Origin of the sequence: Rhodococcus sp. KB6 (assembly GCF_001445685.1) — a bacterium.
Lineage (GTDB): Bacteria > Actinomycetota > Actinomycetes > Mycobacteriales > Mycobacteriaceae > Rhodococcus_F > Rhodococcus_F qingshengii.
Genome location: NZ_LNAK01000154.1, coordinates 177,304 through 193,781 on the forward strand (window position 1 = coordinate 177,304; position 16,478 = coordinate 193,781).

Genomic DNA, 16,478 nt, shown 5'->3' on the forward strand with positions numbered 1-16,478 from the left:
ACTTGCAACTTCGCAGTCAAGCTTGGTCGAAGCGACCCTGTCGGATCTTGTCCAAGACTCCTGTCCTTCGTGCTCGGATTCGTCGTGTGTCACGAACAGCTGGGTGTCATCAAGCAGGTGTGTCAGGTACCGATCTCTGTTCGGGCGGCAAACAGCTCGGGAAAGAAGCTCAACTCCAGCGCACGTTGCAGGAAGCCGGCACCACCACTCGAACCGCCGGTCCCCTTCTTCATGCCGATCACCCGCAGCACGGTCCGAAGGTGCCGGAACCGCCACAGCTGAAAGCTCTCCTCGAGGTCGACCAACTCCTCGAACGCCTCGTACGCCGTCCAGTGCTGTTCGACGTTCTCGTAGATTGCTTTGACCAGCGGAATCAGTTCGTCGTTTCGCACGTAGGGCGCGCTGACGTCTCGTTCGAGAGCCGACGCCGGAACGTCGTACCCCTGCCTGGACAGGTACCGCCAGAACTCGTCGTACAGTGTCGGCTCCCCGAGCAGGGTCTCCAACAATCGATGGGCGGACGGATCCGATTCGAACACCTTCAGCATGCCCGCGTTCTTGTTTCCGAGCACGAATTCCACGGCGCGGTACTGGTACGACTGGAACCCCGACGAGTTGCCGAGAACGCCCCTGAACTCCGCATACTCCGCCGGCGTCAGTGTCGCCAGCACCGACCACTGCTCGGTCAAGGTGGCCTGAATGTGTTTGACACGTGCGATCCGCTTGAACGCGACCCGAATGTCGTCGGCAGCGATCGCTGCTCTGGCCGCCCGAATCTCGTGGAGAAACAGCTTGAGCCACAACTCGCTGGTCTGGTGCTGAATGATGAACAAGAGTTCGTCGTGGTGTTCCGGCTCGCTCACCGGGTGCTGCGAATCCAGGAGGGTATCGAGTCCGAGGTAGGCCCCGTAACTCATCTTCCCGGAGAAATCGGTGACGACGTCGTCTTCGATCTTTCGTGTGCCGTCCGTTGCCGACATCTTCGGTCTCCTTGTCAGAATTTCGCCGGGGTCTGCGGAACGATCATGGCCACCAATGCGGCAGCGCTCGTCGCTCCGACCAGGACTCCGAATGCAGCCATGTACGAGAACTGGTCCACCATCCATCCCATCACGAGCGGGGTGATGAAACCGGCGAACTGACCACAACCGTTGATCAAACCCATTCCGGAACCGAGGAATTCGGCCGGAAGTGCCCGCAACGGCATCGCGAAGATCGACATCGAACACAGACCGCTGATGCCTAGAGCCAACGTCTCGTAGAACGTGAACATCGCGACGGTGTCAGCGGTGGTCATCAGGAACAAAAGGACTGCCGACGTGGCCATACACGGAACCAGAAGGATCCTGGCCCGGTCGTGGAAGTACTTGTCCACCAACCGCCCGCCCACAATCGTGGCCAGCGCCGTGACGATGAAGGGAATTGCGGCAAAGATTCCCGTGTCGATCAGCGAGAGTCCCTTGTCGTTGAGCAGATAACTCGGCACCCAGGTCATCAGCCCGTACGCGGACATGTTGGCCAGGCAGAACAGAATCGCGAACTTCCACACCGACGCGGACTTGAACACCGCGGCGCGAGAGTGCTCGCTCGCCAGAGGTTGCAAGGCTGCCTCGGGATCTTCCGAGATTTCCGTGTCCAGCGGTGCGGGCAGCACCAACCACACCACCGTGCCGATCACTGCGCCGACGATCGCCACCAGCCAGAACGCGTCACGCCACCCCACGGCCATGAGGACCGGCGCGATGATCAGCGGTGCGATGCCGGGGCCGAGGTTGTTGGCGCCGAGCATGAAACCCATCGCGGTCGCTCTGGTTTTCGGACGCGTCCGCTCAGCCAAAGCCTTGAACGACGCCGCTGGAAAGAGCCCCTGGCTGATGCCGAACATCGCACGCATGACCATCAGCGAGACGAGACCCCACGCGAACCCTGTCAACGCTGTGAACACCGACCACAGGATCAAAGCAACGATCAACAGGGGCCTGGGTCCGAAGCGGTCGGCCAACATTCCGCCGGGGACCTGCCCGAGCATGTAGAAGATCGCGAATACCGAGACCACGCCACCCAACTGCGTACTGCTGAGCGAGAATTCGTCGCCGATCATCGGAAGCGCAAGCCCGATCATGACGCGATCCACCATGTCGATCAACCAGATGGTACTGAGCAGCCCCACCGTAACGGTGGTCGTACGACGAATCGACCTGTTGTCCATCATATTTCGAACCGGACCGTCGCTCGCCCGCGACGGTCCTTCCACTGTGACGCGTTCCGCCTTCATCAAGCCTCCCGAATTGTCTTGTGCCGCATGGACTGGAACATTGAAAAGACTGATGAAGTGTGACAGCGAACACGTCTACCGCATTGGTCCGTTTCACCAATAGCCGAAGCAACGATTGGTCGGTCGGAACATGTTCTGCCCCAAGAGATGACAAATGCCGCCGGCGCACACGGCGTCGGCGGCATTTCGCGATGGAGTCGCTACTTCACTACGTGCGATTGGCGACTGCCACGATCGTCGAGACGCCTGCGGCTGCAAGCCGGGCATTGACAGTGATCAGACCGAGAATGTCGTCGACGCTGCCGAGTGTGTGCGAAATCGTACGATCCGAAATCCGTCGCGAGCCGGGAACAGCCTCGGCGAGTTCAGCTCCCGTGGTGGTGGGGTGAACGATCTCGAGGGTCCATTCGTCACGCAGCTCGACCGGCTTCAGTGTGTCGGCCTTACGCACTGCGCGCTCGGCTCCTGCTCGGATCTGCTCGCACGCCAGCGACGGCGGCAGCGAATTGGTTGCCGACCATCCATGTGCCTTCTTGACCTCGACGGTCTCGGTTGTCGGCGAGGCCGCGTCGACCAAGCCGCAGATGATGTCGTCACCCGTCACCAGGCCGACGGGAACGCCCTGGGTGGCAGCGTAGAGGGTGTTGACGTCGGTCTCCGAGACGGACTTGCCGTCGAGGCGGACGTCGGCGAACAAGCTCGAGAACGTGTGCGCCAGGACGCCGGGCCCACCGGCGGGTGCGTGATAGCCGACAAACAGCGCGACGTCGTGATCGGACGTCAGTCCCTCCGCCATGCACTGCATCTTCGGTGTTCCGAAGATCAGACGCGCCCGTGGATCCAGGTCGGCGTGAAGCAGATTGTCCATCGTTCCGTGGCTGTCGTTGACCAGGACGCTCGTCGCACCGGCGTCGAACGCACCGGCGATCGCGGCATTGGTCTCGGCGGTCATGAGCATCTGCGCACGGTGGTAGCCGCCACCGCCGCGGATCGTCTGATCGAGCGTCGCGATACCCGCGATACCCTCCATGTCCACCGAAATATAGACGTGCATTCCTGTCCTCCATCGATCTCAATCGGCTGAATTGATAACTTCGCTTTCACCTTCACACTCGAGCGCATCCGTTTCTTGTCCGCTCGAACGGTGAGTCGGCCTCCATTTGGGACGTTCACACCAGAATCCGATACCCGAGCCGTGAAACCATCGGGACATTCGCCGGGCCAGGCGGTTCGACCAACGACAGGAGTGCAGCGCTGATGCAGGTCCACGACATCGTGTTCACCGGCGGCCGTGTCGTCGATCCCGCATCGGGGACAGACGAGGTACGGGGCATCGCGATCACCGACGGCAAGGTCTCGGCGTGGGGTCGCGACGCGATCGAAGCCCGGCAGACGATCGACGTGACCGGTCAGGTCATCTGCCCCGGATTCATCGACCTGCACAGCCACGGACAGGAAATCGCCGAGCAGCGACTTCAGGCATTGGACGGAGTCACGACGGCCCTCGAACTGGAAGCCGGCGTCATTCCTGTTGCAAAGGCATATGCCCGGGCCGGCGCCGAGGGCCGCCCGATCAACTACGGCTACGCGACGTCGTGGGCGCACGCCCGAATGATCGAACTCTCAGGGGCCGATCCCGACGGCGACATCAGAACGCTCCTGCACCATCTCGGTTCCCCGAGCTGGCAGGGCGAGCCCACCGCCTCTCAGCGCGCCCACATTCTCGAACTCCTCGAAAACGATCTGGCCGCAGGCGCTCTCGGCATCGGCGTGGTGGTCGGGTACGCGCCGAAATCCGATCCGGTGGAGTACCTACAGGTGGCGGATCTCGCGGCGCGAGCCGGTGTTCCCACCTATACCCATGCGCGCCCTCTCATCTCGGCCGATCCGTCGAGCCCGGTGGATGGTGCCGTCGAAATCGCCCGTGCAGCAGCCGAAACCGGCGCACACATGCACTACTGCCACGTCAACAGCACCTCGGGAATGCACGTCGACCACGCGCTGTCGGTGGTGGCACAGGTTCAGGCAGCCGGATCGCGCGTCACGACGGAGGCGTATCCGTACGGTTCCGGGTCGACGGCCGTCGGAGCTGCATTTCTCGATCCCGACAAGCTGCACCTGATGAATCTGACACCACGGTCGCTGACATTCGTACCCACCGGTGAACGTATCGCGGACCGCAAGCAGCTGGAACATCTTCGGGCCACCGACCCCGGTGGACTGGTGCTGGTGGAGTTCCTCGACGAGAACGACACCGTGCAGCGCGAATTCCTCGAACGGGCGATGACTTTCGATCGCGCCGCCATCGCGAGCGACGCGATGCCACTGACCTGGCCCGGCCGTTCGCCTGCCGACTCATTGCAGTGGCCACTGCCGGAGAAGGCACTCGGCCACCCCCGCGGCGCAGGCACCTATGCACGTGCGATTCGTACGCTGTACCGCGAGCGTCGACTGCTGTCGCTGTCGGAGATAATCGCGCGCTGCTCGTTGATCCCTGCGCAGATTCTGGAGGAGTCGGTTCCCTCGATGGCGACGAAAGGTCGGATCAGCCCCGGTAGCGACGCGGACATCCTCGTTTTCGACCCCGAGCGAATTACCGACAACGCCACGTACATCGACGGCACCCGCCCCTCCACCGGTATCAGCCGCGTGCTGGTCGGCGGAGTACCCGTCGTCGAAGACGGTGTCGTGGTCCAGGACGCGTTGCCTGGTCGCCCGGTACGCCGCTCGTAGCCGGATCTCATTCTGACCTGCATAGTTCTGACAGAAAGTCACCACACATGAACACATCGTCTGCAATCAACGGCACAATCGATGCCATGACGGATTTCGCGAACCCCCCGATCGGTTGGCAGCACAAGGCCTTCGGCACCGACCTCGAAGGTCGCGACGGTTCCGACCTCGAGCCGCTGGGGATCTCGGCACTCGACGGCAACCTCCTGCTACCCGTGATGACACTCAACCGTGCAGCGATCGCGCACAATGTCGACCTCATGGCGCAGTTCTGCTCCGACCACGATGTGGATCTGGCGCCTCACGCGAAGACCACGATGAGCCCCGAACTGGTTCGACGGCAACTCGACGCCGGGGCTTGGGCGATGACGGCGGCAACCGTTGCGCAGGCACGCATTCTGCGTGAGTTCGGTGTGGACACCATCATCATCGCCAGCCAGGTTCTCGATCCCGCCGGTATTCGGTGGATCTGCGACGCCCAGGCCACCGACCCCGATTTCTTCGTCACCACCCTCGTGGACTCGGTCGAGAGCGTCCGCCTGATGGAACAGTTGATCGCGAAAGTCTCACCGGCCAGCCGTATCCGGGTTCTCGTTGAACTCGGCTACGACAGCGGACGCGCGGGCGCTCGCACTGTCGAGCAAGCACTCGACGTCGCACGCGCAGCATCGCAGGCACCTTCGTTGATTCTCACCGGAGTCGAGGGGTTCGAGGGCATGATGCCCGGAGCCTCGGTAGCAGCCCGCCGTATCTCCGTCGATTCGTATCTCAAATCCGCGCGGGTTTTCACGGAAATCTGTGTTGCCGAGAACCTGTTCGAGAACAACTCCGCGAAGGCTCCCCGGCCACTGGTCACTTTCGGCGGCAGTGCGTTTCACGATCTGGTCGTACGCGAGCTGGCCGGCCGGTGGGCACTCGACAACGGTGTACGCATCGTGCTGCGCAGCGGTTGCTATATCACCCATGATCACGGTCTCTATGCCGAAACTTCGCCGTGGGCTGACGGTCCGCGAACTCTGCAGGGAGCCGCAGAGGTCTGGGGTGTAGTGCTCTCCATACCTGAACCCGGACGGGTGATCCTGGGCTTCGGCCGCCGCGATGTCGGTTCCGACGCAGGCTTTCCCATAGTCCTGTGGCGCCGACGCGACGGATCCAACCGATCAGCACGAGAGCTGACGATCACCGCACTCAACGACCAGCACGCGTACGTCGACGTTCCGGCTGACTTCGACGTGAAGGTCGGCGATCTGCTCGGTTGCGGAATCTCGCATCCCTGCACCACATTCGACAAGTGGTCACTGATTCCCGAGGTCGATTCGGATTACCGCGTCGTCGGTACGGTGCACACCTACTTCTGAGGGGCCGGTTGCGGTAATCCGGCGTCAGTCGTCCTTCGGGTCACGCGGCAATTCGACGCAGAACGTCGTCCCCTGCCCGAGGGAGGTCTCGACGCTGACGGTTCCGTCGTGCGCTGCAACCAAAGCCGAAACGATGGACAGGCCGAGACCGGCGCCCCCGGTCTCACGGGTGCGAGAGGTGTCGGCGCGGTAGAAACGCTCGAAGATCCGCGCGGCATCCTCGTCACTCAAACCCTGACCGGTATCCGAAACCTCGACCACCGCGGAGTTCTCGGTCGTACCGACACGAACGGTGACCTGCGCATCCGGCGGCGTGTGTTTGATCGCGTTGCCCACCAGATTGGCGACTACCTGACGCAGCCTGGCCTCGTCACCATGCACTTCGGGCAGGCCTGGGCCGCCGGTCATCTGAAGTTCGACAGTTCGATCCGGTGCGATCGCTCGTGCCGCCTGTACCGAATCCGCCGCAACTGCAAGCAGATCCACAGGCTTGTTCTCGAGTGGACGCTGTTCGTCGAGTCTTGCCAGCATGAGCAGATCTTCGACCAGAAGTCCCATCCTCGACGCCTCGCCCTCGATCCGGTTCATCAGCGTTTCCGTATCAGTCATGGCGCCTTGGCGATACAACTCGGCGAACCCACGAATAGTCGTCAAGGGTGTGCGCAACTCGTGGCTCGCGTCGCCGACAAACCTACGCATCTTCTCCTCGGAACGCCGTGCCGATTCCTCCGAAGCCTCGGTCGCGGCAAATGCGTGTTGAATCTGCGCGAGCATTCCGTTGAGCGCCACGGACAGTCGACCGACCTCGGTGCGGTCATCGCGCTCCGGAACACGTCGATGAAGGTCGCCGGCGGCAATGGCAGCGGCAGTCTCCTCCACCTCTACCAGCGGACGGAGGCTCCGACGAACCACGAAATACGCTGCGCCGCCGAGGATCAGCAGGACAACCAGACCGATGCCGAGTTGCAGGCCGACCAAGTCGTCGACGGTCTGCTCGTTATCCGTCAGTCGCACACCGATAGTCGTGGTCGTGCCGTCGCGGACCGTCGTGAGAACCCGCCAGTTCACGTCCGAACCGTCGCTCGATCCGACGGTGATCGGGCCGTTGGTGGAATCTTTCGACAGGTCGGGTTCGGTCGTCGTCGACTTGTCGTTCAGGATGATCACCCGTCCGTCCGGGGTCACGGTCCGAACGAAGAAGGGGCTGGGTGGGCGGGTGCCCGGGCCGACGTCACTGGGCGGCTGCAGGTCTCTGCTGTGCGGCTTTGCCCAACCGTCGACCGCTTCGTACAGCGTTTTGTCGGTTCGCTGGGTCAGTGAGTTCTCGAGAGCAGAAGTGACCGCTACACCCGACGCCAACAGACCCAGCGCGGCCAACACCAGCAAGGCCGCAACCAGGGTGAAGCGCAGCGGCAGTGAATGGAGACGGAAACGACCCCGCTTCGGAAGCTGATCGTTTTCCGCGGCGGCGATCATTGCCGCGGTTCACGCATCACGTAGCCGACCCCACGCAATGTGTGAATCAGCGGTGTCTCCCCCGTGTCCACCTTGCGCCGCAGGTAGGAAACGTAGGACTCGACAACTCCGACCTCCCCACCGAAGTCGTAATTCCAGACGTGGTCGAGAATCCGCGGTTTGCTGAGAACCGTCCCGGCGTTGACCATGAAGTATCGGAGCAGTGTGAACTCGGTGGGCGAGAGTGCAACCAACTCGCCCTTCTTCCAGACCTCGCGGGTGTCGTCGTCGAGTTCGATGTCGGCGAACTTCACCCGCGGCGACTGCTCCGGCGCGACCCCGCGACCGGCGCGGCGCAGGATGACCCGCAACCGCGTCACGACTTCTTCGAGGCTGAACGGCTTGGTCACGTAGTCGTCCGCGCCGAGGGTCAGGCCGCTGATCTTGTCGTCGAGCGAATCCTTCGCCGTCAGAAACAGGACGGGCGCGTCCACACCGTCGGCGCGCAGGCGTCGAAGCAGACCGAAGCCGTCCATCCCGGGCATCATGACGTCGAGAACGATCGCGTCGGGACGGAATGTCCGTGCGACGTCCAGGCCTTGGGCGCCGCTCGAAGCAGTTGCCACCTCGAAACCCTGGAATCGGAGGCTCACGGAGAGCAACTCCACGATGGTGGGTTCGTCGTCGACAACGAGGATGCGGGCTTCGGGGGTCTTGTCGGTCACGAGAACCATCTTCTCCCCTGCCACTGGATTCCCGCTGTATGTTCCCTGGGAGCTTCCTGTGAACGGCCGAGTGCATGTGATGGACTAGGTACAGGTGAAAAGCCGGGTGCAGCTGAAAAGCTGGGGTGCAGGCCCACGAATCGGAAGGATGCGGCATGTCACTACCCCCACTGTGGAACATGGAGTGCTTGACCTGGCGTATTCCTCTGTTCACCAACAACTCCGATACCGGCGAGGATCCCGGCTTCGCGCCACCGGAGTCTTGGGCACAGGCCCTCGCAGGTGTTGCCCAAGATCTGCGTTGCCTGCGATTCGGACCTGAAGTTGTTGTCGACCGTTTGATCTGGGAATTTTCGATCAACAGCGACTACAACGTCACGATCGGCTGGCAAGGCACACGTGACATCAGCGGATTCAGCTACTTCAACGCACTGTCGATGGAGACTGCATTCGCGGACGCTGCGGTGTGGGTCGCCGACGCAGTTCAGACAAATTTGGCCGGCTACGACTTCGTTCAGTGGCCGAGTCGAGGACGCCATCTGCTGGTTCCTCGACTTCGAGACGGGGAACCGGTGTGGATTGATCCGCACGGCGATGCGACGATAAGTCGTATCGGCGAGTTGTGCAAAAATTCGACGAATTATGCAGCAACGTAGCCCAGTTCAAATCGCTCAGCTCTACGGTCCTGTGGCGTCCGCGCTGGTCGGCGGTGTGGTAGCCGCGTACGCAGTGGCCGAGTCCCGAGTTGACGACTTCTCCTTCTCCGACGCCGGCGTTATCTCGGTGGTGATCACGCCGCAGTGGGCGGGAGCAACTGCCGCTGTGGTTGCGGCCGTCGGCGTAGCGCTACTGCATCGCTGGGGACGTGGCGGTCTCGCGAGTGTCTTCGCTGTAGTCGGCGCCCTCGCCATCGCGCTACCTGCATTCGTCCCCGTCTCCGCCCAGATTTCGGTGACTCTGAACGCAATCGGAGCAGGCGCTTTCCTCGCGGCAGCGGCATTTCCGACGAAGGGTCACCGCGGAGCACAAACCGCTCTCGGACTCGGCGTAACCACGACGACCCTGTACTTCGGCGCAGCGGACTTATGGCGCGATCGCGTCCCCAGGTGGTCGCTCACACTTCCGGGCGATTCCTACCCCGTGCCGTCCACGGTTCCCGTCTGGATTCTGCTCGCCGCAACTCTTCTCGTGGGTGGAGTCGCCGCACTCGCACGACCGAATCAGGAGCCGGGCGACATCGACGCACGCCTGGTGAAGCTGGGAGTTGTTCTGCCCCTGGTATTCACGGCTCTCTATGTGTGGTTGGGCTCGACGACATCACCTGGGTCATGGGTGATCGCGGTGGTATTGGCGGTTGCCGTTACCGTCGCACTGGCTTGGCGGTTGCCGCCACACGACGGTCGTTTCGTACTCGTCGGACTGGCAGTCAGCGCGGTTTCGGTCAGCTCGATTTCCTTTCCATCCGACTGGACCTGGGCGATGCCCGCGGGAGCTGCTGCCCTGGCGTTGGGCGTCGTCGTCGGCTGGAGAAGACCGATGCCGCAACTCGGGCTGGGACTCCTTGCCGTGACTGCACTCTCGGGATTGCTGGATGCCGCCCCGACCACGGTTGCCTACGTCCTCATCCTCCCGCTTGCGCTGGGACTGGCCGTCACGTCATGCATGCCTGTTGCCGTCGAAGCAGTCTCGAGCGGGGCGATGCTGCCCGTCGCTTTCACGTTGTTCTCGGTTTCACCGACCTTCTTGGACCCGGGCTCGCGGGAATTCGGGTGGTCTACCGGTGTGCTCGTCGAACACGGACCGGCCGCCGTGAACACGCCGATTCCTCTGACTGTTCTCGCTGCGACGGCGACGATCGTGGTGTCCGTGTCGACCATCCATCTGAAGAGAGTTCGAACGGCGGTGGTGACCTAAATCGCCAGCTGATCGGGTCGGAACGCAGAATTCTGTTGCTATGGTTGGGTGGTCAACGACGACATCCGGACGAGCGCACCGTACCCGGCCAGCGAAAAGACGGTGCCTTGGGAGTTGTTCACCATGGCATGGATCGTGCTCGTCATTTCCGGACTTTTCGAAGCTGTCTGGGCTACCGCACTCGGTAAGTCCGACGGATTCAGCAAGATGTCACCCACCGTTGTCTTCATCCTCGGCCTGATCGTCAGTATGGCCGGCCTCGCGTATGCAATGCGCACCCTTCCCATCGGAACTGCGTACGCGGTCTGGGTCGGCATCGGCGCCGCCCTGACCGTGGGATATGCGATGATCACCGGCGCGGAGTCCACGTCGATCGTCAAGATACTGCTGATCCTGGGCATCGTCGGCTGTGTCGTCGGTCTGAAGGTCCTTCACTGACCGGCGATCCTGGTGAGTGTTTGTGTGTTACCGGTTACAGTTAACGCATGAAACTGCTGGAGATGCTCACGCTTCCCCTACGCGCGGGCATTGCAGCCGCAGAGATCAGTTTGGGAATCGCCGAGCTGACGGTCACGACAGTTCGTATCGCCGTCGGTAATACCGGCGCCGTGACGGCGGGTGCTGCCGGCTTGGCAAGCCCCCGCGGACCCATGCAGATGATCCAGCAGTTGTCATCGCTCACCGCTGACGATCGGCCCATCGGGCAGGCCTTGGCCCCCGGTGGGCCACTCGATCGACTTCTCTCTCCCGGCGGCCCGGTCGACAAACTGACTGCACCCGACGGCACTCTCGAACGACTACTCGCTCCCGGCGGACCACTCGAAAGACTTCTTGCCCCCGGCGGACCGCTGGATAGGGTGCTCGCCGAGAACGGCGCATTGGAACGCTTGCTCGCGCCGGACGGTCTCCTCGACCGAATGATGGCGGAGGACGGTCCGCTGGAACGCCTGACAGCGCAAGACGGTGCCGTCGAACGCCTGACTGCCAAGGACGGTGTCATCGATCGCGCACTGGCCGAGAACGGCATCCTCGAAACACTCCTGGCAGAGAACGGGGCCTTCGAACGGCTCATCGCCGAAGGCGGCCCGCTTGACCAGATCGTTGCACTGTCCGACACCTTGACTTCCCTCGCCCCCAACCTCGAGCGGATGAGCGCGAGCATCGAGGTCCTTCAGGAAACCGTCGGAATCCTCAGCGCTGCAGTCGGTCCACTCGGAGAACTTGCCGGCAAACTTCCCAATCGGTGGCTCAAGAGCAAGAGCGACCGCCCAGGGCCTGACCTTCCGATCGAATCGGCATAACAAACGGTTACTCCCCGATTACGCGGTCAGTTGTTGATCACGATATTGAGGTTGATGATGATTCCGCCGAAAGTCAGGATCGTGTTGGCCAAGCCAACGGTCATTCCACTGTTCAGAGCCGCGATCAGTCCGTTCATCGTCGTATCCCCTTCACTGTCTACGGGTTACGCGTACAAGATTGTGCGCTGGCGCTGACAATAGGCCAAGTTCGTGACCTGCGCGCCATTGCGGAGAAAACTTGTACCCCGGTCGCAGTTTCCACGTTAACTGTTGCAGGACAACATAATTCCAAGATCGGCGCACTACCCGCTAACGGCCGAATCAAACATCACGATTGGGCATACGCAGACCACTTCACATAACCGTCCGCCCCATCAGACACTTGTCCACCGAAACAGAGTGCACAACAGTTAGTCCGGTGCAACAATGAGACGAATCGGACATGCCTGCGACGTGATGGGGAAGGGTGGTTGAGACAATGACGGCGCCGCGCATCGCCAGAGGACACCGCGGCCCCACCGGGGGCCGAAATTCCGCGTCGCAGGACAGCCTGGACGCCGCCTCGGACGCCCTGCAATCGCTGTACGCGCACCTCGATCCACATGCCCAGGCCGAGCAATTTCTCGAACAAGTCTGCAGGCATGCCGTCGATCTCATCGCCGACGCCGACATGGCCGGAATTACCATCGGCGGTTCGGACACGACATTCCGAACCGTCGCCGCCACCCACCAACTTGTTCGCACCGTCGACTCGATCCAATTCCGACTGGACTACGGACCGAGTGTGACGTCGTCACGCACGGGAACCGTTGTCCGCGCACATGCCAGCGAAGCCCACAGCCGGTGGCCTCAATTCGCAAGCGCGGCAAAGGCAGTCGGCGCCGTCAGCTTCTTGTCCATGCCACTGCCTGGCCGGGAACGCCCGCTCGGAACCCTCAATCTCTACAGCCACGACCTCCGAGGTTTCACCGGCGCCGACGTGGCATTGCTCCAACTGTTCGCCGTGACCTCGGCCTACGCGCTGCACAGCTCGCAGCGCCTCGACATCGCCAGAAAGCACGCAATGGACCTCGAGCGAGCACTCGAATCGCGAGGCGTCATCGAACAGGCCAAGGGCATCATCATGGGCACCCACCACGTCGACGCCGACCGAGCCTTCCGCATTCTCATCCAGGACTCGCAGCGCAGCAACGTCAAACTGCGAGTGATCGCCCAGCAGTACATCGACGGCGCGATCGACCCGCGCCAGGCTACGAACAAGCCCGAGACCAACTGAACCGGGCGCCTATCGGCACCTCAGCAAATACAGAGGCACCCACCACATTGGTGAGTGCCTCCTCTTTCGGAGCCTCCTGTCGGGATTGAACCGACGACCTTTCGCTTACAAGGCGAGTGCTCTACCACTGAGCTAAGGAGGCGAAGACCGACGCGTTGCCGCGACTGACTTTGCGGAGCCATCATATCCAAGCCGTCGCGGTGGCCGCGCGCGGGTCACGTTAGATAGCGTGGGCCCCATGCGCAACTCCCACTCCGCCCCCTGATGGCGAAATTCACCGAAGTACTCACACGCCTGACGGGAAACCGGCAAGCCACCGTCGACACGGTCACGTCAGCTCCCGCACCGCTTCAACCGATCGACCTGACAGACGACGCCGTCGTCGCAGAGGTCCTGGACCTCGCGGTTCGGGTGGGCGAAGTCCTCCTCGCATCCGGAACCGCGGCCATGGACACCGCTGAGCAGGTGCAGTTCATCGCCGCCACGTACGGCCTTGCCCAGTGTGACGTCGACGTCACTTACAACTCGATTGTGCTCTCTGCCTATCGCGGCCCGACGCGACCGCCGGCGAGCACGATGCGCATCGTCCACTACCGCTCGATGGACTTCACGCGGCTGGCGGCCGTCGACCGTCTGACACGTCGTATCCGCCGTGAGGCGATCACACCGGACCAAGCGCACGACGCGCTCACAGCCATCACGACGGCGCCGCACCCGTACAACCGATGGACCGCGACCATGGCCTGGGCTGCGATGGCGGCTTCGGTCTCCGTCCTGCTCGGCGGCGGGTTCCTCGTTGCTACAGTCGCGTTTCTGACGACGATGGTCATCGATCGAGTCAACCGCGTACTGAACCGGTTCGGATTACCGTTCTTCTTCCAGCAGGTTGTCGGTGGTCTCATCGCGGCTGCGCCCGCCGCCACGCTCTATACATTTCAGGACCAGCTGGGGATCAGTATCCGGCCGTCGTTGGTCATCGCGGCCGGAGTGGTCGTTCTACTGTCCGGGCTGTCGTTGGTGGGCTCGGTCCAGGACGCGATCATGGGTGCACCCATTACAGCTGTCGCGCGATTCTTCGAAGTGGTGATGATGACGGGCGGCATCATCGCGGGCGTCGCAATCTCGTTGCGAATGACCGGGATGTTGGGTTCGACGCTTCCACCGATCAATGTGGAAGTCTCCACCATCACGCAGTTGCCGATCCTCATGCTCTCCGGTGCGTGTGCGTCGGTGTTCTACGCGCTCGCCTGCTACGCCGAGCGGCGTGCACTCACCGCGGCGTTCCTGGGCGGTGCGGCAGGCAGTGGTGTGTCGATCTTCGTGCAGACACTCGACGTCGGTCCCGTGATCGCCGCCGCAATCGCCGCAACCGTGGTCGGTCTTGCCGGTGGTTTGATGGCTCGCCGCGCACTGACGCCTCCGCTGGTTGTCGCGGTCGCAGGCATCACTCCGCTGCTCCCCGGTCTGTCGCTGTACCGAGGCCTGTACGCGCTGCTCAACGACCAGGTACTGATCGGGTTGACTGCCTTGCTGTCGGCCTTCGGCATCGGCTGTGCCCTGGCCGCGGGCGTCACGCTCGGCGAATGGGGAGCGCGCACGCTGCGTCGTCCACGGATTCTGATGCGCGTGGACTCGCTACGTCGCCCGATGGTCCGCAAGCGCAGGCGTCGAGTTCCCGTCACCGAGAAGTAGGCGTCGTTCAAGCAGAAAGAGCTGGGCACCTGACGGTGCCCAGCTCTTTTCTGTTCACTCGGGGGTTCCGAGCGGTGAGAGAATCAGCTCTCGACTGCGTGCTTTCCACCGGCAGCCTGATCGGCTTCCATGGCCTCGCGCAGGCTCTTCGGACGCATGTCGGTCCAGTTGGCCTCGACGTATTCGAGGCACGCCTTGCGGCTGTCTTCACCGAACACCACTCGCCAGCCGGCGGGGACCTCGGAAAACGTGGGCCACAGCGAGTGCTGGTCCTCGTCGTTCACCAGCACGTAGAAGCGGCCGTCTTCGTCATCGAAAGGGTTAGTGCTCATCTCGCCTCACTCGTTACGTACGTGTCTTGTGCGCCCAGACTAGCAAGCGCACCAGTTCGGTTCTGGTGGCTCAGCACCGACGCCAGAATCTCCCCCGCCCGCACTGCCACGTTCGACAGCAGCGACGACGTCAATCCGTGAGTCTGTTCTGTCCCACCCTGCAGATAGATACCGCCTGTCACGTCCTCCGTTACAGCCAGTCGATAATCCCGACTGACGTTACGCGGAACGGACGAATCCGGCACGAGTTCACCCAACAAATCGTCCAGAGGTGCCGGGGTGAAACCCGTGGCCAGAATGAGTGCGTCGCACGCCAGCGTGTCGGTCAAGCCGTCGAGATTGCTACGGACAGCCAGTTCGATGCCGGATTCGGTCTCCACGGCACTCGTGATCTCCGAGGCCCGACGCATGAACAGTCGCCGCGGCCCACGAACCATCTCCTGATATTCGGTGGCATACAGCTTGTTGATCAGTTCGATGTCGACGACCGAGTAATTGGTACTGCGGTGCAGATCGAGCAGTCGGCGTCGTTCCGCGGCGTCTGCACCGTGCAGCTGATCGACGGCTTCGGGATCGAAGATGCGGTTCGCGTACGGGCTGTCGTCTGCCGGGCTGTAGCCGTAACGGGCAAAAACACTGTGAACTTCGGCGTTCGGGTAGTTCGCGTGCAGGTAGTCCACGATCTCCGCGGCACTCTGGCCGGCGCCGAGAACGACGAACCGGTTGTGTACGGGCTCCGGCATTGCTTCGAGATGGAAGAGGAACTGGTGATTGTGGAAGCACCGCGACGAAGGCGTCGCCCACTCCGGGATCCGCTCTTTCAGTCCGGCTCCGACAACGATGTTGCGCGCGATCACCGTTTCACCGTCGGCGGTGCGAACCGCAAAGCGATCGACAACGCCGTCGGAGTTCTTGATGCCCTCGACCCCGTCGACGGTTGTACCGAACTGCACGTCCGCGTCGACTCGTCGAGCTGCCCAGCACAGGTAGTCGTTGAATTCGTGGCGCGTGGGGAAGAAGGTCTGGTGGTTGACGAAGTCGACCAGTCGACCCTGCTCGAACAGATACGAGAAGAAGCTGTATCCGCTCTGTGGATTCCGGAACGTCACCAGATCCTTCGGAAACGCGATCTGCATGGTGGCACCGTCGAGCAGCATCCCGGGATGCCACGCGAACTGAGACTGCTTTTCGAAGAACCGCGCGTTCACCCGATCAACGGCCGCACAATTTGCATTGTGTTCTTCGACAGCAATGGCCAACGCGAGGTTGGCCGGACCGAACCCGACGCCGACGATGTCGACAATGGCAGGTTCGGCGCTGGAGTCTCTTGGTGATTCACTCATTACAGGTAGTCCATCCCCGACGGAACGACCTGGTACGGCCGCCAATCGATGTCCCGAAGTAAGTAGCAAAGGCT

General features: G+C 62.3%; 15 protein-coding genes, 1 tRNA gene and 1 riboswitch. Of the genes, 8 read left to right on the forward strand and 8 right to left on the reverse strand.

The window, feature by feature from the left end; all coding sequences use genetic code 11:
- Positions 1-122: 122 nt before the first annotated feature.
- The 3 genes from ASU23_RS28260 to ASU23_RS28270 all read right to left on the reverse strand — a co-directional run bounded on the left by ASU23_RS28260 (position 123) and on the right by ASU23_RS28270 (position 3,329).
- Complete coding sequence (locus ASU23_RS28260; protein ID WP_003945883.1) at positions 123-980, reverse strand: tryptophan 2,3-dioxygenase; 858 nt, start codon at positions 978-980, stop codon at positions 123-125.
- A gap of 14 nt (positions 981-994) precedes the next feature.
- Positions 995-2,275: an MFS transporter gene (locus ASU23_RS28265; RefSeq protein WP_037132270.1), complete on the reverse strand. Its 1,281-nt coding sequence runs from the start codon at positions 2,273-2,275 to the stop codon at positions 995-997.
- Between the two features lie 208 nt (positions 2,276-2,483).
- Positions 2,484-3,329, reverse strand: a complete 846-nt coding sequence (locus ASU23_RS28270; protein ID WP_007734371.1) for a M55 family metallopeptidase — start codon at positions 3,327-3,329, stop codon at positions 2,484-2,486.
- Positions 3,330-3,532: 203 nt separating this feature from the next.
- Here ASU23_RS28270 and ASU23_RS28275 point away from each other — a divergent pair, with 203 nt between their 5' ends.
- Both ASU23_RS28275 and ASU23_RS28280 read left to right on the forward strand, forming a co-directional pair.
- Positions 3,533-5,008 carry an amidohydrolase family protein gene (locus ASU23_RS28275; RefSeq protein WP_058039182.1) on the forward strand — a complete coding sequence of 492 codons (1,476 nt, stop codon included), beginning with the start codon at positions 3,533-3,535 and terminating at the stop codon, positions 5,006-5,008.
- 47 nt (positions 5,009-5,055) lie between these two features.
- The gene (locus ASU23_RS28280) at positions 5,056-6,366 is read left to right on the forward strand and encodes an alanine racemase (RefSeq protein ID WP_042920403.1); all 1,311 of its coding nucleotides are present in this window, start codon (positions 5,056-5,058) and stop codon (positions 6,364-6,366) included.
- A 24-nt stretch (positions 6,367-6,390) separates the two neighbouring features.
- Here the strand turns inward: ASU23_RS28280 and ASU23_RS28285 are convergent, their stop codons facing one another.
- Together ASU23_RS28285 and ASU23_RS28290 are read right to left on the reverse strand one after the other, a co-directional pair.
- Positions 6,391-7,842, reverse strand: coding sequence for a cell wall metabolism sensor histidine kinase WalK (locus ASU23_RS28285; RefSeq protein ID WP_058039183.1), 1,452 nt, complete (start codon positions 7,840-7,842; stop codon positions 6,391-6,393).
- Positions 7,839-8,555 carry a response regulator transcription factor gene (locus tag ASU23_RS28290; protein ID WP_007734368.1) on the reverse strand — a complete coding sequence of 239 codons (717 nt, stop codon included), beginning with the start codon at positions 8,553-8,555 and terminating at the stop codon, positions 7,839-7,841. Before ASU23_RS28290 ends, ASU23_RS28285 begins: the two co-directional genes overlap by 4 nt.
- A gap of 146 nt (positions 8,556-8,701) precedes the next feature.
- On the opposite strand from ASU23_RS28290, the gene ASU23_RS28295 reads away from it, so the two are divergent.
- The 5 genes from ASU23_RS28295 (at position 8,702) to ASU23_RS28315 (ending at position 13,037) form a co-directional block, all read left to right on the forward strand.
- On the forward strand, positions 8,702-9,202 hold the full coding sequence (locus ASU23_RS28295) for a hypothetical protein (protein WP_058039184.1): 501 nt from the start codon (positions 8,702-8,704) through the stop codon (positions 9,200-9,202).
- Positions 9,189-10,460 (forward strand): hypothetical protein, encoded by a 1,272-nt coding sequence (locus ASU23_RS28300; RefSeq protein ID WP_058039185.1) that lies wholly within the window; start codon positions 9,189-9,191, stop codon positions 10,458-10,460. Before ASU23_RS28295 ends, ASU23_RS28300 begins: the two co-directional genes overlap by 14 nt.
- A 43-nt stretch (positions 10,461-10,503) precedes the next feature.
- Positions 10,504-10,569, forward strand: a riboswitch (guanidine-III (ykkC-III) riboswitch).
- Between the two features lie 14 nt (positions 10,570-10,583).
- Positions 10,584-10,898 (forward strand): multidrug efflux SMR transporter, encoded by a 315-nt coding sequence (locus ASU23_RS28305; protein ID WP_058039307.1) that lies wholly within the window; start codon positions 10,584-10,586, stop codon positions 10,896-10,898.
- A 47-nt stretch (positions 10,899-10,945) separates the two neighbouring features.
- Complete coding sequence (locus tag ASU23_RS28310) at positions 10,946-11,761, forward strand: hypothetical protein (RefSeq protein WP_003945831.1); 816 nt, start codon at positions 10,946-10,948, stop codon at positions 11,759-11,761.
- 478 nt (positions 11,762-12,239) lie between these two features.
- Positions 12,240-13,037 carry a GAF and ANTAR domain-containing protein gene (locus tag ASU23_RS28315; protein WP_003945473.1) on the forward strand — a complete coding sequence of 266 codons (798 nt, stop codon included), beginning with the start codon at positions 12,240-12,242 and terminating at the stop codon, positions 13,035-13,037.
- Between the two features lie 70 nt (positions 13,038-13,107).
- Here ASU23_RS28315 and ASU23_RS28320 read toward each other — a convergent pair.
- Positions 13,108-13,179, reverse strand: a tRNA-Thr gene (locus tag ASU23_RS28320).
- A 122-nt stretch (positions 13,180-13,301) separates the two neighbouring features.
- Here ASU23_RS28320 and ASU23_RS28325 point away from each other — a divergent pair.
- Positions 13,302-14,729 (forward strand): threonine/serine exporter ThrE family protein, encoded by a 1,428-nt coding sequence (locus tag ASU23_RS28325; RefSeq protein WP_007734361.1) that lies wholly within the window; start codon positions 13,302-13,304, stop codon positions 14,727-14,729.
- A gap of 83 nt (positions 14,730-14,812) precedes the next feature.
- Here the strand turns inward: ASU23_RS28325 and ASU23_RS28330 are convergent, their stop codons facing one another.
- Positions 14,813-15,061, reverse strand: coding sequence for an MbtH family protein (locus ASU23_RS28330; RefSeq protein ID WP_003945538.1), 249 nt, complete (start codon positions 15,059-15,061; stop codon positions 14,813-14,815).
- The gene (locus tag ASU23_RS28335; RefSeq protein ID WP_007734359.1) at positions 15,058-16,404 is read right to left on the reverse strand and encodes a lysine N(6)-hydroxylase/L-ornithine N(5)-oxygenase family protein; all 1,347 of its coding nucleotides are present in this window, start codon (positions 16,402-16,404) and stop codon (positions 15,058-15,060) included. Before ASU23_RS28335 ends, ASU23_RS28330 begins: the two co-directional genes overlap by 4 nt.
- Positions 16,405-16,478: the final 74 nt, after the last annotated feature.